19 protein-coding genes are annotated in these 18,715 nt (G+C 63.8%); 12 read left to right on the top strand and 7 right to left on the bottom strand.

Going from position 1 to position 18,715, the window contains the following annotated elements; translation table 11 throughout:
• Nucleotides 1-257: 257 nt before the first annotated feature.
• Nucleotides 258-1,391, bottom strand: coding sequence for a cysteine desulfurase DndA (gene dndA, locus ACIA8R_RS12690; protein ID WP_397038243.1), 1,134 nt, complete (start codon nt 1,389-1,391; stop codon nt 258-260).
• 199 nt (nt 1,392-1,590) lie between these two features.
• Between dndA and dndB the strand changes: the two genes are divergently transcribed.
• The 4 genes from dndB (at nt 1,591) to dndE (ending at nt 6,710) form a co-directional block, all read left to right on the top strand.
• Nucleotides 1,591-2,691: a DNA sulfur modification protein DndB gene (dndB, locus tag ACIA8R_RS12695; RefSeq protein ID WP_397038245.1), complete on the top strand. Its 1,101-nt coding sequence runs from the start codon at nt 1,591-1,593 to the stop codon at nt 2,689-2,691.
• Complete coding sequence (gene dndC, locus ACIA8R_RS12700; RefSeq protein WP_397038247.1) at nt 2,688-4,244, top strand: DNA phosphorothioation system sulfurtransferase DndC; 1,557 nt, start codon at nt 2,688-2,690, stop codon at nt 4,242-4,244. Before dndB ends, dndC begins: the two co-directional genes overlap by 4 nt.
• Nucleotides 4,241-6,271, top strand: a complete 2,031-nt coding sequence (gene dndD / locus ACIA8R_RS12705) for a DNA sulfur modification protein DndD (RefSeq protein ID WP_397038249.1) — start codon at nt 4,241-4,243, stop codon at nt 6,269-6,271. Before dndC ends, dndD begins: the two co-directional genes overlap by 4 nt.
• Before the next feature lie 79 nt (nt 6,272-6,350).
• A complete protein-coding gene (dndE, locus tag ACIA8R_RS12710) occupies nt 6,351-6,710 on the top strand; it encodes a DNA sulfur modification protein DndE (protein ID WP_397038251.1) in 360 nt (119 codons plus the stop codon).
• Nucleotides 6,711-6,879: 169 nt separating this feature from the next.
• On the opposite strand, the gene ACIA8R_RS12715 is transcribed toward dndE, so the two are convergent.
• The 3 genes from ACIA8R_RS12715 to ACIA8R_RS12725 form a co-directional block, all read right to left on the bottom strand.
• On the bottom strand, nt 6,880-8,196 hold the full coding sequence (locus tag ACIA8R_RS12715; RefSeq protein WP_397038673.1) for an IS701 family transposase: 1,317 nt from the start codon (nt 8,194-8,196) through the stop codon (nt 6,880-6,882).
• Nucleotides 8,197-8,686: 490 nt separating this feature from the next.
• Nucleotides 8,687-9,160 carry an NUDIX domain-containing protein gene (locus ACIA8R_RS12720; RefSeq protein WP_397038253.1) on the bottom strand — a complete coding sequence of 158 codons (474 nt, stop codon included), beginning with the start codon at nt 9,158-9,160 and terminating at the stop codon, nt 8,687-8,689.
• Between the two features lie 34 nt (nt 9,161-9,194).
• Nucleotides 9,195-9,446 (bottom strand): GntR family transcriptional regulator, encoded by a 252-nt coding sequence (locus ACIA8R_RS12725; protein ID WP_397038255.1) that lies wholly within the window; start codon nt 9,444-9,446, stop codon nt 9,195-9,197.
• 116 nt (nt 9,447-9,562) lie between these two features.
• Here ACIA8R_RS12725 and ACIA8R_RS12730 point away from each other — a divergent pair, with 116 nt between their 5' ends.
• Nucleotides 9,563-9,781: a hypothetical protein gene (locus tag ACIA8R_RS12730; protein ID WP_397038257.1), complete on the top strand. Its 219-nt coding sequence runs from the start codon at nt 9,563-9,565 to the stop codon at nt 9,779-9,781.
• A 277-nt stretch (nt 9,782-10,058) separates the two neighbouring features.
• Here the strand turns inward: ACIA8R_RS12730 and ACIA8R_RS12735 are convergent, their stop codons facing one another.
• The 3 genes from ACIA8R_RS12735 to ACIA8R_RS12745 form a co-directional block, all read right to left on the bottom strand.
• Nucleotides 10,059-10,625, bottom strand: a complete 567-nt coding sequence (locus ACIA8R_RS12735) for a guanylate kinase (RefSeq protein ID WP_397038259.1) — start codon at nt 10,623-10,625, stop codon at nt 10,059-10,061.
• Complete coding sequence (locus tag ACIA8R_RS12740; RefSeq protein WP_397038261.1) at nt 10,622-11,650, bottom strand: AAA family ATPase; 1,029 nt, start codon at nt 11,648-11,650, stop codon at nt 10,622-10,624. The genes ACIA8R_RS12735 and ACIA8R_RS12740 overlap by 4 nt, the downstream gene beginning before the upstream one ends.
• Before the next feature lie 247 nt (nt 11,651-11,897).
• Nucleotides 11,898-12,263, bottom strand: coding sequence for a GntR family transcriptional regulator (locus ACIA8R_RS12745; protein ID WP_397038263.1), 366 nt, complete (start codon nt 12,261-12,263; stop codon nt 11,898-11,900).
• Nucleotides 12,264-12,415: 152 nt separating this feature from the next.
• Here ACIA8R_RS12745 and ACIA8R_RS12750 point away from each other — a divergent pair, with 152 nt between their 5' ends.
• The 7 genes from ACIA8R_RS12750 to ACIA8R_RS12780 all read left to right on the top strand — a co-directional run bounded on the left by ACIA8R_RS12750 (nt 12,416) and on the right by ACIA8R_RS12780 (nt 18,399).
• The gene (locus ACIA8R_RS12750) at nt 12,416-12,745 is read left to right on the top strand and encodes a hypothetical protein (protein ID WP_397038265.1); all 330 of its coding nucleotides are present in this window, start codon (nt 12,416-12,418) and stop codon (nt 12,743-12,745) included.
• Complete coding sequence (locus ACIA8R_RS12755) at nt 12,738-14,072, top strand: FtsK/SpoIIIE domain-containing protein (protein ID WP_397038267.1); 1,335 nt, start codon at nt 12,738-12,740, stop codon at nt 14,070-14,072. Before ACIA8R_RS12750 ends, ACIA8R_RS12755 begins: the two co-directional genes overlap by 8 nt.
• Nucleotides 14,073-14,094: 22 nt before the next feature.
• Complete coding sequence (locus ACIA8R_RS12760; protein ID WP_397038269.1) at nt 14,095-14,766, top strand: DUF2637 domain-containing protein; 672 nt, start codon at nt 14,095-14,097, stop codon at nt 14,764-14,766.
• Between the two features lie 10 nt (nt 14,767-14,776).
• Entirely contained in the window at nt 14,777-15,103 is a 327-nt protein-coding gene (locus ACIA8R_RS12765) for a hypothetical protein (RefSeq protein WP_397038271.1), read from the top strand.
• A gap of 416 nt (nt 15,104-15,519) precedes the next feature.
• Nucleotides 15,520-16,854, top strand: coding sequence for a replication initiator (locus tag ACIA8R_RS12770; RefSeq protein WP_397038273.1), 1,335 nt, complete (start codon nt 15,520-15,522; stop codon nt 16,852-16,854).
• Nucleotides 16,847-17,038, top strand: coding sequence for a helix-turn-helix transcriptional regulator (locus tag ACIA8R_RS12775; protein ID WP_397038275.1), 192 nt, complete (start codon nt 16,847-16,849; stop codon nt 17,036-17,038). Before ACIA8R_RS12770 ends, ACIA8R_RS12775 begins: the two co-directional genes overlap by 8 nt.
• Nucleotides 17,035-18,399 carry a tyrosine-type recombinase/integrase gene (locus ACIA8R_RS12780; protein WP_397038277.1) on the top strand — a complete coding sequence of 455 codons (1,365 nt, stop codon included), beginning with the start codon at nt 17,035-17,037 and terminating at the stop codon, nt 18,397-18,399. The genes ACIA8R_RS12775 and ACIA8R_RS12780 overlap by 4 nt, the downstream gene beginning before the upstream one ends.
• The last annotated feature ends 316 nt before the right edge of the window (nt 18,400-18,715 follow it).

Genomic DNA, 18,715 nt, shown 5'->3' on the forward strand with positions numbered 1-18,715 from the left:
GACAATGCAGGGTGACGTCAACGTCACCGATCAGCTCGCAGCCGAGCAACGTGTGGAGGGGATCAGGGGATTCGACTACTGCGAGAATTTGTGCCCATTTGACAGCTGTTGCCCTGCGTGTGGGCGTGGTGGCGGACTGTACGTCCGCGACAGCCTGTTCGTACACCGGGGCGCCTTCCTCTTACCCTGTGTATGAATATTAGGCCCCAGCTGCGGCTTCGAAGTGCCGATGCCACGCTCAGGGCCTGCCGTGGTGACTAGATGATGAGTGCTTGAACGCGACTCACAACGTCATGCCAGTCGACTGCTGGCGTCGTGTGTGACCACGACAGGCGCAGTGCTCCACGAACCTGATCCTCTGGTATCCCCATAGCTGTAAGCACGTGACTGGGCTCGTAGGACTCGGATGTGCATGCCGACCCGTTGGATACGGCGATCAGGCCGTCCCAGGCGAGCATTGCCGCCTCCGAGTCGACGCCGGGGAGTGAGACGTTGAGGACATGCGGGAGGGTTTGTTGCTCGTCTCCATGCTGAATCGGGTTCAGAGGTTGGAGGCCGGCAACGACTTCAGCCCGGAAGCGTAGGCAGGCTTCGCGACGCTCGGCATGCTCCTTCTCGGCGAGTTCGGCAGCAAGACCTAGCCCAGCGATGAGTGGAACGGGAAGAGTACCGGGGCGCAGGCCTCGTTCCTGTCCGCCTCCATACTGCAGTGGTTCCAGCGGCGGACGGTGGAATCCACGGCGACGTGCGATCAGCGCTCCGATGCCCATCGGGCCAAAGATCTTGTGACCGGACACCGACATCAGATCGATGCGGCGTTGGCGCAGGATTTTTAGCTCCTTACCGAAGGCTTGAGCCGCATCGACGTGCAACCACAGCTCGTGGCCGGCGACTCCACGACAGATGTCCTCGATGGGCTGCAAGACGCCCGTCTCGTTGTTGGCAGCCATGACGGAGACCAGCAGTGTGTCAGGCCGCACTGCGGCTAGGACCTCTTCAGCTGATACCCGACCGTCCCGTCCAGGTTTGACGAGTTCGACGTCAAAACCGCGGGCACGCAGGTGTGCGAGGGGTTCCAGCACCGCCTTGTGCTCGATTGCCGTGGAGACGATGTGATGCCGCCCCGACTGCTGTCCTTCGGACGCGAGACCCAGAAGGGCGATGTTGTTTGCTTCTGTTGCACCTGAGGTGAAAGTCACCTCGTCGTCGTCAGCGTCGACTAGCCTGGCGACCTGGAGGCGAGCTCTGTTCACCACCTGTTGAGCACGCTGTCCAAGCTCGTGGGTTCGGCTCCCAGCGTTGCCGTACTCCTCGACGAGGAAACGCAGCACTTCGTCAGCGACCCGCTTGTCGACGGGAGTGGTTGCGTTGAAGTCTAGGTACACCGTCACAGATGCTCCTCCACGCTGTTCTCGTCAACTAGCTCTACCCTCGCACAACCGCCGCTCGTGTCGGAGGTCGCGGAGCGACGAAGTTGACGTTGGTTACGTCTACACATAACGTAACACCGTGTCTCCGACGTCATCCGACGCTGTACCAGCTTCCTGCTCAGGCGATGGGGTTGCTGTACCCGGCTTGCCGTCGCAGCCAATGATGGCCGAATACGAGTATGCTTTCCCTGCCATTCGCGGTGTTCAGGCGGGGCGTGTCTTTTTTGTGTCGATGTGCCCGCTGAAGTTACTCCCAAAGATCTTCGTATGGGATGACGACGATCTGCCTCCGGAACTGCGTGCGCAGCGTACTTTGAACAAAGGTCGCATTCCTGAGATGGCGCGCTACCTTGAGAGTAACCCAACTAGCTATACGTTTTCGGCCATCACTGCCTCCTTGGACGCGACGGTACGGTTTGTCCCGCATAGCGGAGGTGTCCACGGGGCGGCGACCGGCGTACTCCGAATCCCGATGGACGGCCGTTTCATCATCAATGATGGCCAGCACCGGCGGGCCGCGATCGAGCAAGCACTCAAGGCTCGTCCGGAGCTAGGCGATGAGACTATCGCGGTAGTGTTTTTTATTGACAAGGGTCTCGAACGTTGCCAGCAAATGTTTGCGGATCTTAACCGGCATGCCGTGCGAGCCTCCAAATCTATCGGTGTTCTCTATGACCATCGTGATCCACTGGCAGCGCTTACTAGGGAAGTGGTGGCGACCTCGCCGGTCTTCAAGGGGTTTGTGGAGACAGAGGCAACTTCCCTCTCCAAGGAGTCTCGCCGCTTATTCACGCTGTCGGCGATCTATGGAGCTCACCGCTCGCTATTTGATAGCGTCACTGACGTTGCTCCCAAGGCGCAAACCAGGCTGGCACTGACCTTCTGGGGCATTGTCGATGATCAGATTCCGGAATGGGGAGATGTCCGTGCTCGGCGGATGCGATCACCTGAGGTCCGGGCTGACTTCATTCACACGCATGGCATCGTCCTTGCCGCGCTCGGCCGTATCGGCAACAGCCTTCTACTCGCCGATCAAAACCCGGACACCTGGCGGAAGACGCTGGGTAAACTGCATGATCTGGACTGGGCGCGGTCCAACACTGGGCTCTGGGAAGGCCGGGCCATGATCGGTGGTCGAGTCAGCAAGGCGCTCAACAACGTCCTGCTGACTACTGCTGCGATTCGTATCCACTTGGGTCTTCCGCTGCCTATCGAAGAGCAGCGCGCTGAAGACGCCCTTCGCAAGGAGCATCGCTTGTGACCTCCATCCCTCTTGAGACTCCTGTCCGCCGCCGTAGGCCCTTCGAGGGGGCGGGGTTGGGCGCCACGGTAAGGGCTATGACTGCCGAGATCATCAAGCTCTACCAGGAGGACAATATCCCTTGGGTAGTTGGCTACTCGGGAGGCAAGGACTCCACAGCTACGCTTCAGCTGGTGTGGCACGCCTTGGCGCAGATGCCTGATGAGGCTCGAATTAAGCCGGTGCACGTTATCACTACCGATACGTTGGTCGAAAATCCGGTCGTATCCGCATGGGTGAACCGTAGCTTGGAAGTTATGGAAGCCAAGGCTCAGGAGCTAGGGCTGCCAATACGGACACATAAATTGACCCCTGAGATCACCGATACTTTTTGGGTGAACCTCATCGGCAAGGGCTATCCGGCGCCTAGGCCGCGTTTTCGGTGGTGCACTGAACGCCTAAAAATTAAGCCTTCGAACTCGTTCATACGTCGAATGGTTCGCCAACATGGTGAGGCCATTCTGGTCTTGGGGACACGTAAGGCCGAGTCGGCCACGCGAGCCCGGGTTATGTCCGCACACGAAGCCAAGCGTGTGCGTGAGCGGCTGTCGCCGAATGCGAATCTACCTAATTCGCTAATTTACAGCCCAATCGAATCATGGAGTTCGGACGAGGTATGGATGTACCTAATGCAGGTAGCCAACCCGTGGGGATACTCCAACAAAGACTTGTTGACAATGTATCAAGGGGCTACATCTGACGGTGAATGCCCATTGGTCGTTGATTCCTCAACCCCAAGCTGTGGAGATAGCCGTTTCGGCTGCTGGACTTGCACGCTGGTCGAAAAAGATAAGTCCATGACGGCCATGGTTACCAACGACGCCGAGAAGGAGTGGATGCTTCCGCTCCTCGAGCTGCGTAATGATCTCGATCTGGCCGATGACCGATCGCTGCGAGACTTCCGGCGCATGCATGGCAACGTGCAGCTCTTCCACGACCGACCCATCCCCGGCCCCTACACCCAAGCAGCACGGGAGCAATGGCTACGTCGGCTCCTGCAAGCTCAAGAAGCAGTTCGCCGCAACGGTCCGCCTGACATGGGCACGATTGAGCTAATCAGCCTTGCTGAGCTGGAAGAGATCCGCCGAATTTGGGTTGTCGACAAGCACGAGTTCGAAGACAGCCTGCCGAAAATCTATGTAGAGGTGATGGGTGAGCCGTACCCAGGCCGCCCTCTCGATGAGGCTCTGCCGTTGGGTGCGACCGAAATTGAGCTTCTAGCCGAGCTGTGCGGCGATGATCGGTTGCACTTTGAGACTGTGCGGGAGCTGCTTGATGTCGAACGTAGACACCGCAACCAAGTACGACGTGCGGGTCTGTTCCCGGCGTTGGAACAAGCTTTGATTCGTGGGTTCTACACGGATGAGGAGGACGCCGTAACGCATGCAAGGATGCGTAAAGACCTCAATGACGCCATCGAGAACATCAGCTCCGGCTATCTTCAGCGCACGGCATCCCACCAGTCTGACCAGACGCTGTTCGACGCCGTGAACGTAGAACCAGGAACGGCATGATCTTCCAAGAGTTGGTGCTTAACGACGTCGGGCCTTTCGCCGGGGCGCACTGTATCCCCCTGGAGCCTCAATCTCAGGACCGTCCTGTTGTGCTGCTCGGCGGACTGAACGGTTCTGGTAAGACCACCGTCCTGGAATCGCTACTCTTGGCGCTCTACGGCGGACTCACTCCCGGTAGCGCCCGACGGGCCGGCAGCTATGAGAAGTACCTGCGCCAGCTGATCAACCGTCGAGCTGATCCCTCCAACGGTGCCATGGTCGAATTGGTGTTTCGCGCCATTCATGATGGTGCCTGGCACGTCTTTCGCGTCAGACGCTCCTGGCGGACTAGTGGGGACCGAGTTCGTGAGACTGTAGAAGTTATTCGTAATGGAGCAGTCGACGTCAACTTGACTGAAGCGTGGCCTGATCATGTGGAGGCTTTGGCCCCGCGTGGCGTGGCAAATCTGTTCTTCTTCGACGGAGAACAAATTGAGGCGTTTGCCGACCTAGAGGCCGCGCAGGAGCTTGTTCGCGCGGCCATCGGGGGGCTGCTGGGCCTCGATCTTGTGGATCGTCTGCAAGGCGATCTGGTGATACTTGAACGCAAGAAGCAACAAGAGGCAGTGGCCAGCAACAAGAAGGGGCACCTTCTTGAGTCGAAGACCGCGCAACTAGACGCTGTGCGTAGCGAGGAGGCTGATGCTCGGCAGGCCGTGGACGCGGCGGAGCTCGGCATTGTTCATGCACAGCTAGATGCTGAGCGGGCAGAAGCTCAACTGGCCAGAGAAGGCGGCGACCGTTACAAGGCTAGCGAAGAGCTGAGAGCACGGCAGCGGCGCACAGCCGCCAACCTGCAGCACAAGCAGCAGACTCTAGTCGAGGCACTTGGGGGCCTAGGGCCGTTGGCTCTCGTAGAGCCACTGCTCGAGCAGGTGGCCATCCAGGCTGTAGCTGAACGGCGCGAGGCGGACAATCGGAACCTTGCCGGTCTTCTCGCTGATCGTGATGCCGCGCTTATGAAGGTCCTGAGCCAACATCGCGCTACCGATGAGATCCAGAGGGCCGTCGTAGATTTCCTGGCCGAGGACGTCGCGCGTCGCAAATCGGGAGAAGGCGTTGCGAGTGTCCTCGGTGTGGATCCTCAACCTTTGGCGCTGGCCCGTCAGCTTCTATCAGGTTATATGGCCGCTGAACGCGCTGAACTGCAGAGGCACGTTGACGAAATCGCCGCGGCTCAGTCATCAGCCGAGGATGCAGAACGCGCAGTCTCCGCGATCCCTGACGCTGATGCAATGGAGGAAACGCTCGCTGCCTACCGGGCAGCTACCTATGCACTGGCGCAGGCGCGTGTCCGACTCGAACAAGCTAAGAAGCATCTTGAAGAGAAGACCGCGCGCAGGTTGCATACGGAGCGCATGGTCAAGCGGGAGCTTCTGGAAGCTAATGCAACCACCATGCAATCGGAGGAGGCCCGTCGCATTCTTGAGCATGCCGCTCGTGCTCGAGACACCCTGAGTAGGCTAAGAGATGCGGCGATGGGACGCCACGCCGGCCGTATTCAGGCCCTTATCCGTGACTCTTTGCAGACCCTGCTGCGCAAGGAACGACTCGTCCACGAAGTTAAGATCGATCCGGTCACATGTGAGCTGGAGCTCTTGGGCTATGACGGGAAGCCCATTAAGCCGCGTACGCTGTCCGCCGGAGAACGCCAACTACTCGCAGTCTCGCTGTTGGCCGGCCTCGCGCGAGCGTCCGGACGCCTGCTTCCAGTTGTTATCGATACCCCTCTCGGCCGTCTGGACCTCGATCATCGACGGCGGCTTATCGAACGCTACATCCCTCAGGCCAGTCACCAAGTCATAGTGTTGTCTACCGACACAGAAATTACTTCGGAAATGTTTGATTACTTGGGGGATTCGGTTAGTCATATGATCAGGCTGGAGTATGACGCGGCACAGCAGTCATCTATCGTTGTGCCTGGTTATTTTGCGCTACAAGCACATGCTCAAACACGGCAACGGACGATAGGTGCAGATCATGGGTAGTCGAAGTAGAAAGGTCGACAATATCGGGAGCGTAAATCTAAATGTTCCCGTACCTGCACCAGAGATGGTCCGCCTGGGGATGGACGTACGTGAATATCTAATCACGCTTAAGCGGCGAACGAACATCCCAACCTCAAATGTGCTATGTCGATGGGCGTTGTGTCGATCATTGGCAGAATCCAGCGCGCCTACCAATCCGCCTTCGAGCGATACTGCTGTGGAAATGACGTGGAAGGTTTTTAGCGGAAGTGGCGGCGACCTCTACTGGTGGCTGTTGAAAATGCACTGTTTCCAGCAAGGCATGGTGCTCGATGAAGCAACGCTTGTGGAGCAACTGCGGGCGCACATAACCCGGGGAGCGGCCTATCTGGTTGGTGATGTCACCATGCGGGATGCTCAGAGCCTTGCCCGACTCACTCACGAGCTAGTTTCGCTCTAGTGCACCGTACGCCTGTTCCGTGTGTGTTGGCGGCTGGTGTCAACGACTGCCGAACTCGGTATTCACACGTCGACAGAGCGGAGACGGTTACTCATCTTCTCTCTGACGTCCAGCAGGGCGGATTGTGAAGGAGTGGCCTTGAAACAGCAGTGTCATGCGACTGTACCCCCTAGTACTCCAGCCGCACTTCTCGATCTTTGAGTTGTTGTCGCTGGTAGTGGCTTTGTCGGGCGCGGGCTTGGTGGCGTCGTCGCCAGCGTGACCAGTGCAGGATGTGGGGCCGGCTGGTAGGTGGCCGGGTGAGCAGAGCGAAGAGGCGGCGGACCTCGTTGGCGGAGATCGTGATGAGCCCGCTGGTACTGGTCGGCGGGGCAGGCTCGGCGGCGAGGGCGGCGCTGGTGACCGCGAGGAAGGCCAGGGCGAGCATGGCCAGGGTGATGTAGCGGTACCAGGCGGGATAGAGCCGCACCTGGTAGTGGTCGAAGGCGGCCTCGTTCTTGCCGGTCTGGAGGCATTCCTCGATCGTCCAGCGCGCGCCGGCCACCTCGACCAGACGCTGTAACGGCACCGGTCGCGGCGTGTGACACCGATAGAAGGCCAGATCGGAAGGATTGCTGAGAGAGCGGTGAATCAGCAGGCGGTGCGCCGGACTGTCGGTGGCGATCAGCGCCCAGTCATAGCGCCGTTCGCTCTTGGCGCCCGGGCCGCAGGACAGGCGCTGCCATCCGGAGCGGGGGACCTGGGCGGCCATCACATCGGCGCGGGCCTTGCTGGCGCCGGTGGTGATCTGGTGGGCGCGGGAGACCGCGAGCACGTACCCGATCTGGTGGTCTTCCAGGAAGCGGCGCAACGGTCCGTTGTCGCCGTAGGCCTCATCGGCGGTCGCCCAGCCGAACGGCACGCAGGCGGCAATGGCCCGGTCGATCATGGCCTGCAGCAGCTGCGGCTTGGTGGCGAAGCCGACGTGCTCAGGCAGCTGGGCGGCCGCGCACCGCCCCGGCCGGGCGATCCAGGAGTCCCAGGGCAGGTAGAGCTCCCGGTCCAGCAAGGCCCGTCCCCGGCTGGAGGCGTAGCCGAGGAACACCCCGATCTGGCAGTTGGCGACCTTGCCGAGGGTGCCGGTGTATTGCCGCTGCACCCCGGCTGAGCGGGTGCCTTGCTTGACGAAACCGGTGTCGTCGCCGACCAGCACGGCATCGCGCTCGCCCAGATGCGTCGTCAGGTAGGGGCGGATGTCGTCGCGCACGCCGTCGACGTCCCACTTGGCGGCGTTGAACAGCCGTTGCATGCCGTCTGGTGTGGCCTCGCCTGCGTACTCGGCCAGTGACCAGCCGTTCTTGCGTTCCAGCCCGGACAGCAGCCCGCCGATGCACGCACGAGCGCGGTGCCGCACTTCGGGGCGCCTGAATCGGCTGGCTACCAGCGCGAACGCCTCATCCAGACCCGCCTGCAGACGAGCGGCGCTTAGATGTTCTACTCTGGCCATCGCGGCCACCGCATGATCTTCAGTTCCATCTTACCTGAATGATCACAGCGGTGGCCGTTGCATCTTCACTCGGGATCTGCCCAGGCAGGCCCTGGCATGCCATAGCAGGCTTCTTCAGCAAGGAAGTGCGGCTGGAGTACTAGCCCGATGGCAAGCGGACCCGGAGCACAGGGCCGCCAGGCCCGAGCACCGGAAGCCGCGCGGCAGCCGATCGCCCCAGCTTGAGAAGCGAGTACCGAAGTGAGCGATCGTCGCGGCCTGACTGGCGACTTCTGTGGGGCTCGTGGGCGCGGGGGCGGTGCGTGCCCGGACCGGCCGAAGAGCCGCAGCCGGGCACGCTGACCGGTTCCGCGCCCGGCGGACCGCGTAGCGGGCCGCCTTTAAAACCGTGGAGAAAGTCCTCATCCACTCGACGATCACGGCATTGACCTGCAGCTTCGAGGGCGCTGTTCATGCTCACCTCAGGCTCCATGCCAGGGCGCCTTGCCTGTCAGCCGATGTGCGGGCCGGCTGCTTGGAGGTAGTGGTTGATGCGCATGCGCATTGACCGATCCATCTGGTAGCTCTCGATGTCCTGCCGGGCTACCCATCGGACCTCGCGGGACTCTGAGCTCGGGGTCGGTTCACCCCCGGTGGAGCGTGCTGTGAGCACGATGGAGAACTCCTGCCGCGCTTCCCCGTTGCTGGTGTAGAAGACGACGTGCTTCGGGTCGCTGTACGTGCCGACGATCCCGGTGATCTCGCAGGTTATCCCGGTCTCTTCCAGGGTCTCGCGTATGCCTGCGGCAGGGATGGATTCGCCGAGGTCGATGGCGCCGCCGGGAAGGGCCCAGTTGCCGTTGTCGCTGCGGCGGATCAGGAGTAGGGCGCCGGCCTCGTTGGCGACGGCCACGTTGACCGAAGGGACGAGGCTGTTCGGCAACGGGGCGTCTGGGTCGTCGTAGTAATCGATCCGGCGGCTCACGTCTCGGGAGCCTACTCCGCCTGTGTGTCCGGGCTTAGCTCTTCGCGGGTTCCGCTTCGCCAGGTGGGCTGACGAAGCTGCCGAGGTTCGGCACGGTGTAGATCAGGCCCTCGTCGCGCAGCTGGCGGATCGCCTTGCGGATGGTGTCGCGGGCCACGCCGAACTCCTGGACGAGGCGTACTTCCGAGACGAGGTACTTTGGCGGGTATTCGCCGTTGCTGATTCGTCCGCGGAGGACCTCGGCGACCTGCTGCCAGCGGGGACGGTCCGGCTCAAATTCGATCACAGGCTAAGGGTAGAAAGGGGACTTCAAGGGTCGTCACTCGCCTATAGGGATCTATCGATATCCCTCGGTATCCCTAGGGGTAGACAGGCTGCGTCCATGGCTTCTACGCTCGTGCTATGGCAACAATCAGTCATGGCCTCGAAGCACTCCGTACCTGCTTCCCTGGCTGGTCCTTCTTCCGTAGCGACGCAGGTGCGTTCTACGGGAGTCGAAGAGGCGTTCAGCTCAGCGACGTAGAGGTTGACGCCGGGATGCAGCAGACGGTGAGCGCTGATGACCTGGAGACCTTCGTCTCGCTGCTTCGCGCGCAGGCGCGGTTGGAGGTCGAGGCGTGAACGGGTCACCGTCGCACTTCAGTTACCACAGCCATCACCTGGCGACTCCTCAAGATGAGGCGTTTGAGGTGGCCTGGGAAGTGGTTGTACGGCGATGCGATCGAATCAGGGTCCAGGAGCACTCGTGCATCTGCATGCGTCCGATGTACGAGCTGTGCGCCGCCGGCGGGTTGTGGTTCGTCCGGCGTTTGTCCGGGGACGGCCTCCAACGCGTCGTTCAGACTAGGTGGATGCCTGCTCGGGCTGCTCGGCAGCTATGGATGCAGATTCTCGCCGGCTACGCCCGTTGATTCATCGGAACCACCGCGCGACCGTCGTAGGCGCTCACGATCTGCTGCGCGATCTCGGCAGGCCTGATCAAGTCCGTCTGGAACCGGTGGGGGAACGGGACCTCGCTGTGAGCGTGCAGGTCGGCGAGCGTCTCGTCCCACGCCTGCAAGCGCTGCGGGGTGTCGCTGTCGAGACGCCGCCACGAGCGTTGTTCGCAGACTGCCCGTGGAATCCACAGCAGGACGACAAACCAGGCCGCAGCCTCGGTCAGCCGGCGGATGTCCGCGATGGCGCCCAAGTGGACGATCGGCACCCGGCCGGTGGACACCAGCTCGTTGATCTGATGGCGGTCTATGGCGTATGTGTTGCCGTAGCGGCGCGTCTCCAGCAGCAGGCGACCTCCGGCCCGAAGCCTGGCCAACTCCCCGACGCTGACGAAGTCGTACTCGGTGCCGCGCTGGTTGCCGGCCTTGAGCTTGCGCACCAAGGTGAACCGTGGGTCGAGGCGATTGAGGGCGACAGTGATGGTGCTCTTGCCGCTGGCGGGTGGCCCGTACAGGATGATGCCCTTCATGTGAGGATCCGTTTCAAGGTCTCGCGGGTCTGGTCGGCCAGGCTGATGGCGGCGCCGAGTCGGTTGTCCACGGTGATGTGCGCGGTGGGCGGGCTGGTGTCGGCGTTGAGGCTGTTGACGTACGTCTGCCAGTTGGCGAGCTTCCAGGCGTCTCGGGGCGCGCCGCGGAACTCGATGTACTCGCGCATGGAATCGGCGTCACAGCGCACCCACACCACAGCGACATCGATGCCCTTGGCGGCGCATCGGTTGGTGAGCCGAGAGATCCAGTCCGGATCTTGGAGTTCGGCGATGAAGGGGGCCGCGAGGATGGCCGAAGTACCGACCTTGAGGTTGTCGAACGCGGTTTCCATGAGGCATCGGTACTCCAGTGGCCGCACCTCGCGCAGGTACAACTCTGTGTGCCGGTCGTGGGGGTCGCCGCCGAGAGAGGTCAGTAGCCGCTCGACCATGGGACGGGTCAGCGAATCCTTGTCGAGGAAGGCCCAGCCGGTGATGTCGGACAGGAAGCGGGAGAACTCCGTCTTGCCGGATCCGGCGTAGCCGCCGACGAGGGTGAGGATGGGCTTGGGGCTGCCCTGGCCGTGGCGGCGTCGCCAGGCGTCGACCACGCGGTTGAGGAGGGCGTTCTGCTCGGCGTTCGCGGGGGCGCCTGAGACTTTGACGAGCGCCTGTTCGATGACCTCGGCGGCGGCGTTGTCCACGGCGGGGTCTGTGGGCTGAGGCAAATCCGAGATGGAATTTTCCACTTCGGATACTTCGCCCGGAAGCGGCAGCCGGAAACCCAGCGTTGGTTCGTTTGCCTGGTATAGGAGACAATAGGCCCGACGGTAGTGAGGTCCGGGATATACCGATCCCTGTTCGTGCGACCAGAGTGTCTGAAAATTGGCGGCCGGGGCGGTCAGTCCATGCCGCGCGGCGACCTGGCGTAGCTGGTCACCTGCGGCTTCGAGGGTGAGTCCGTGTGCTTCGCGGTACTGGCGCAGCAGCAGAGGTTGCCATCCGGGGCGGTGAATTGTCTTCATCGCATCCTTTTGCGCGCTTGGAGGGGCGGGCGTGTGTAAGCGCATGTGTAACCGCCGTGCAGGCAGCAATGCAGAAGCTTAGCTAACGCTCCGTGATACTCACCAGCGGCAATACGCGATGAACTAACGGCATCCCACCGGGGATTATGACCCACCAGAAAAGGGGTGCCGAGAGTGACCGCAAACGAACGCATTCTGGCCGAACTTCAGGCCATTCACGCAGAGATGGAGGAACTGGCCTGCCGGGTCAGCGAGATCGCTTCGGCCCTTGGAACACGGCCTTCTCCAAGTCGGCGATCCGCTCGCCGAGAGCCGCCAGAGTGCTCCGCATCTGAGAGAGCTGGTCCATGACCTCCGACGAGGCCGGCTCCTGGAGCGACTCCGCCGCGCCCTCGCGTACGAACACGCCCTTGCCTTGCTGGCCGACGATCAGCCCCTCGGTGCGAAGCACGCTGATCGCCGCCTTGACCACACTGGCGGACACGTCGTACCGCTGCCCAAGCTGGGCGGTCGAGGGCAGCGCAGCGCCGGGCGCGAGTGAGCCCGTTCTGATCTGCGTACGGAGGTCGTCCGCTATCTGGAGGTAGCCGGGGCGACCGCTCTTCTCGACCATTCCATGCCTTCCGCGAGGTCGTCTGACCTCTACTTCAGCACACCCCGCACGACATGCCAACCAAGTCTTCGTGGAATCCCTTGACAACTTAGAACGCCAAGTGTTCCATGAGTACTAAGAGTCATAACGCGACTACGTAAGGAACACCCGTCATGCGCACCGTCCCCATCCCTGTGGACACCACCAAGCTCGTCATCACCTGCGTGAAGGCACCGCGGCCGCGGCTGCTCAACAAGGACACCGGCGAGATCAAGACCGACAAGAACGGCAACACCGTCTACGAGATCACCGTGTCCGTCGAGGACGAGTTCGGCCGGATCGAGCTCGTCAAGATCGGTATCAGCGGTGAGCCGCCCGTCAAGGCCGGCGACGCCGTCAACGCGGTCGGCCTGGTCGGCTACGTCTGGGAGATCGCCGGCCGCTGGGGCATCTCCTACCGGGCCTCCGCCCTGCTCCCGCAGCAGGAGGCCGCCAGTGTCTGACCAGCTCTACACCGTGCTCGGAGTCCTGGCCGCGGTCGCGGCCGGGCTCTGGGCCTGGCGCCGCTGGCACTACCGCACCTTCTGGCTCGTCGTCGGCTACCCGCTGACCGCGATCAGCGTGCGGGCGTCCTGGCGCAAGGTCGCTCTCGGCTGCGGGTTGACCAAGAAGCGGCAGCGGTTCTGGTTCACCACCGTTCCGGGCATGGTGGCCTCGACCGGCGTCGTACGCGTCAAGCGCAAGTTCCAGCGCGTAGCCGTGGACACCAAGCCGTTCATGTGGCTGCCGCTCCCGACCCGCTACGGCTGGCGGGTCACCCTGCACACCCTTGAAGGCCAGATTCCCGCCGACTACTCCGACGTCGCCGAACGCCTGGCGCACTCATGGGGCGTGCACGCCGTACGCGTCTCCTCCGACAAGCCGGGACGGGTACGGATCGCCGTCACCCTGCGCGATCCGCTGGTCAGGGTCGATGACCTGCCGCCCTCGACGGAACTGCTCAAGGTCACCGTCGGTCGACTGGAAACCGGCAAGCCCTGGGTCGTCGACTTCCGAACCGTGCCGCACTGGCTGAACGCGGGCGCTACTCAGTCCGGCAAGTCCAACCTGGCCAACGCGCTCATCGTCGGACTTGCCCCGCAACCGGTCGCCCTGGTCGGGTTCGACCTCAAGGGCGGCGTCGAGTTCACGCCGTACGCACCGCGGCTGTCCGCGCTGGCCACCAGCCGCGCCGAGTGCGGCGGACTGCTCGATGACCTGGTGGCGCTCATGACCGACCGGATGGGCGTGTGCCGGATGGCCTCGGCCCGCAACATCTGGCAGCTCCCGCCCACCATGCGACCGGTGCCGGTCGTCGTCCTGGTGGACGAACTGGCCGAGCTGTACCTGATGGCCGACAAGTCGGAGAAGGACGAGATCGCCAAGACCTCGACCGCGCTGCTTCGGGTGGCGCAGCTCGGTAGGGCATTCGGCATCTACCTGTTCTGCTGTGGTCAGCGGATCGGCTCTGACCTCGGCCCCGGCGTCACCGCACTACGGGCTCAGTGCTCTGGACGGATCTGCCATCGGGTCAACGATCCCGAGACCGCGACCATGACGCTCGGCGACCTCGACCCGGCCGCACTCGATTCGGCTCGCGCCATCGCCGCCGAAACCCCCGGCGTCGCCATCGTCGCCGGACAGGACGGCCAGTGGTACCGCGCCCGCTCCTTCTACGTCAGCGAGCAAGCCGCCGAACACGCCGCCCACACCTACGCCGACAGAGCACCGACCTGGGCGGACGTCATGGCCGCACAACCTCACGAGACACCTGACTCCCAGACCGCCTGACTCGCCGGAGAGGAGGAACAAGATGCGCCGCTTCGCCGCCTGGCTGCTCGACACCGGCCCGGTCGTCGTCCTGGCCCTCATCGCCGGAGCTGGATCCTTCACCCACATCCGCGACACCGCCACCGAGAACGGCCAGCAAGGCTGGATGGCCTGGGCCATCGCGGTCTGCATCGACCTGACCTGCGTCATGGCCGCCCGTGAACGCCAGCGCGACAAGAAGACAGGCAAGACTCGGCGCGGCCTCGTCTCCTGGCCCGTTCTTGTCCTGGCCGGCGGCGTCGTCCTGTCCCTGGCGGCGAACCTGCAACAAGCCACCCCGACCGTCTGGGGCTGGATCACCGCAGCCACTCCGGCCGCTGCCTTCCTCGTCGCGGTCTCGATGCTCGAACGCCGCGCCACCACTGCCCGTACTGAACCGTCCCAGGACGTCCTACAGACGTCCTCGTCCTGGGCGGAAGCGTCCCCGTCCGTTCCAGAGAGTCCCCAAGCCGTTCCGCACGAGGACCGTCCCGCGCTCGTCCCCGCCGACGAGGCCGGACCCGCTCCCGCCCCTGCGCTGGTCGACTACGCCCGCCGCGTGGCCACGGAACACGAGACCAAGCACGGCAAGCCCATCACCCACGACCTACTGCGCGCTCGCCTGGGCGTGTCCGACCAACTCGCCTCAGACCTGCTCCGCACTCTGCGGACCTGAAGGGAACGTCATGCACGACCACCGACGAGAACTGATCAACGGCCTGCTCAACCTGGCCATCTTCCTGGAAACCCACCCCGACGTACCGGCTCCGCTCGGCGTCACCCTCCACCACTTCCCCGACTACGAAGACGACGAGGACCTACGCGCCGAGGTCGACCGGATCGCCACCCGAATCGGCTCACCCATCGAATTCGACAGCTCCCCGTACGGCCATTACGCGACCTCCGTGCACTTCGGACCGGTCGAGTACCGAGCTGTGGCCATCCTCGCTGCCGCCCAAGCCCGCCATGACGCGGTGAACAGCTACCGCGACTGCATCCAGCCCGACGTCTAAGGGACTCACCAACATGCGAATTCGCCTCGAAGGAAACCGCGCTGAGATCACCCTCGGTCTGATCCATCTGCGTGAGGTCTTCACCGTCACCTCGATGTCGAGGGCGTATCCGGACCGCGCTCACCCGCGCAAGTACCGCGTGTACGTCCGCATCGTCCCCAGGGACAACCGATGACCATCCCGATCCCGCACTACTGCTGCTGCACCTGCAACGGCACCGGTATCACCGACGACCAGACCTGCGCCGACTGCCACGGCACCGGCATCGACAACCACGGCGCATAACGCGCAGCGCCCCCCGCCTGGCCACACATCCGCCAAGATCCGCGCCAGGCCGGGGGCCATCCACACCAGCGTCACTGGATAGGACGGAACCCATCTTGCCCCACCTTGCCCACTCTCACGCTGTAGCCGGGATGATCTCCCGACTCCACGACCCCGACTACGACCGCTGGGCCCACCAGATTAAGCGCACCGGCGGCTGCCGCCAGCCCATCCATCTCCGCGGCAAGGTGGAGCACTTCGACCAGGCCACCGGCCAACTGCTCCACCGGTACACCACCAACCGCGAACCGGACGGCGTCCTGCGCGTCCCGTGCAAGACCCGCCGCGCCTCTCGCTGCCCGGCCTGCGCCGAGGTCTACCGCGGCGACACCTACCAGCTCGTCCGCGCCGGCCTCGTCGGCGGCAAGGGCGTCCCGGAAACGGTCAGCAGCCACCCGTGCCTGTTCGTCACCCTCACCGCGCCGTCCTTCGGGAGCGTCCACGTGCGGCGGGAGAAGAACGGAAAGGCTCTGCCCTGCCACGCCCGCCGCAACGCCGAAGCCTGCCCGCACGGCCGCGTCCTGTCCTGCACCGACCGCCACAGCGCCGACGACCCGCGCCTTGGTGAACCGCTCTGCCCCGACTGCTACGACTACGACGGCTCCGTCCTGTTCAACGCCATCAGCCCCGAACTCTGGCGCCGCTTCACCCTCGCTCTACGCCGCCGCTTCGCCCGCCTCAACGGCCTCACGGTCAAGGCCCTGCGCGAACAGGTCACTATCGCCTTCGCCAAGGTCGCCGAATACCAGCGACGCGGCGTCGTCCACTTCCACGCCGTCATCCGCCTCGACGGCCCGGACGGCCCCGACTCCCCGCCTCCGGCCTGGGCCACCGCCGACGCCCTGGCCGAAGCCGTCCAGCACGCGGCAACCGTGGTGACCGCCGAGGTCAAACCGCTGAGCCGCACGTTCCAGTGGGGCATACAGCTCGACGTCCGCCCCATCACCATGAACGGCGACCTCACCGAACAGGCCGTCGCCGCCTACATCGCCAAGTACGCCACCAAAGCCGCCGAATGCGTCGGCACCCTGGACCGCCGCATCCAACCCCTCGACAACCTCGACGCCCTCCCCATCCGCGACCACGCTCGCCGCCTGATCACCTCCTGCATGCGACTGGGCAGCGACGCTGACCTGGCCGACCTGCGGCTCACCCACTGGGCCCACATGCTCGGCTTCCGCGGCCACTTCTCCACCAAGAGCCGCCACTACTCCACCACCCTCGGCAAACTCCGCGCCGCCCGCGAAGAACACATGCGCACAGAAGAGATCAGCCCCGGGCGGCTACCTCTCTTCGACGAAGACACGATCCTCGTCGTCGCCCACTGGGAGTACGCCGGACAGGGCCTCTCCCTCGGAGACCAAGTTCTCGCGGCTGCGCTCACCGGCACGCCGCTCCCCGGACAGGCGGTGACCGCCGATGAGTAGGCGCGACGAACTGCTGACTGTCCCGGAAGTCCTCGCCGAGTTGGGCGGGGTGTCCCGGCGCACCTTCTACCGGTGGCGGGAGCTCGGCCGCGCGCCGGTCTGCATCCAACTGCCCAACCTCGAACTCCGCGTCTGGCGGAGCGACCTCACAGCCTGGCTCGACTCGCGACGGGAGGCCGCGTGAACACCACGTACGACGTGAAGCTCGGTGGAATCCAGCACCGCACGGACCGCGAGACTCCTGTCTTCATCGCCCGCTGGCGGGTCGCCGGCAAGCCCAAGTCCAAGAGCTTCCGAACCAAGGGCCTCGCCAACGCCTTCATGTCCGACCTGCGCCAGGCCACCAAGACGGGGGAGGAGTTCGACATCACCACCGGCTTGCCGGTGTCGATGCTCGCCGCCGGATCCTCCGGGCCGACGTTCCTGGAGTTCGCCCAGGCGTACGTTCTCCGGCGCTGGAACACATCAGCGGCCCGGACCCGCGAGACGGACGCGTACGCGCTCCTGACCCTGATCCCCGCCCTGGTGGCCGACTCGCCGCGCCGCCCCACCCCCGTGGAACTACGGGAGATCCTCAGGATTCACGTACTGCTCCCAGAGGGCAGGCGTACTGCTCTCACGACGGCCCAAGCAACGGCGTTGACCTGGCTGGAAAGGGCATCCTTCCCGCTCTCGGCACTCGGAGAAGCCCACATCCTGCGTACGGCTCTCGACGCCATCTCTGTGACCTTCGCTGGCGCCCCCGCGGGGGCGAACACGGTACGCCGCAAGCGCGCCATCCTGCATCACCTGCTGGAACACGCGGTCGAGCAGAAGGTGTTCAGCAGCAACCCGCTCGACGAGATCAAATGGACGGCGCCGAAGGCCGTGACGGTCATCGACCCTCGCACGGTGGTCAACCCCGCCCAAGCACGGCAACTCCTCGACGCCCTGCCCAAAGTGGGCCGCAAGCGGGGCCCACGGCTCCAAGCCCTGTTCGCCTGCATCTACTACGCCGCCCTTCGACCGGAGGAAGCGGCCGACCTCCGGCTGAAGAACTGCACACTGCCCGAGACAGGCTGGGGCCTGATCGTCCTGGAGAAGGCCCGGCCCCAAGGCACAAAACGCTGGACCAACTCCGGCGAGACCCATGAGTCCCGCAGCCTGAAGCATCGCGCGGACAAAGAGACACGAGAGATCCCCATCCCGCCCGCCCTGGTCACCATGCTTCGCGTCCACGTCGCCACGTACGGCACGGCCAAGGACGGCAGGATCTTCAGCACGGGCACCGGCGGCACCTACTCCAGCTCGGCGCACTCCTACGTCTGGCAGGAAGCCCGCAAACTGGCCCTCACTCCGGAACAGGCCGCCTCATCACTGGCGGCACGACCATACGACCTCCGCCACGCAGCGGTCTCCCTCTGGCTGAACGCTGGCGTCCCGGCCCCCGAGGTAGCCAAACGCGCCGGTCACAGCGTTGACGTGCTCCTACGCGTCTACGCCAAATGCCTCGACGGCCAGCAAGAACAGATCAACAGCAAAATCAACAACGCCCTGGACACATAACTAACCCTTGTCCACCTTCGGCCCCGGATCTGCCGGGGCCATTTCGTTTCACGCTGTCACCCATGCGCGTCGTTCCTGCCGAAACCCGTCACGCTGCGCCACCCTGTCATGCACGCAGCGAGAGGAGGACCATGAACCCCGATCACGCTCACTCCGCGCCGTCTCCAGAAGAGCCCCGCCCATTGCGGCGACCGCCCTACGGCCTCCCACTTCGGAACCGGCCCCCGCTCCTCAACACGTCCGACTCCCTCGACTGGCGAACGTATTCAACCCCTGCCCCACCCGAGCGATCACCCCTGCGAATCCAGGAGCGTCT

The organism is Nonomuraea sp. NPDC051191 (assembly GCF_044455665.1).
GTDB lineage: Bacteria > Actinomycetota > Actinomycetes > Streptosporangiales > Streptosporangiaceae > Nonomuraea.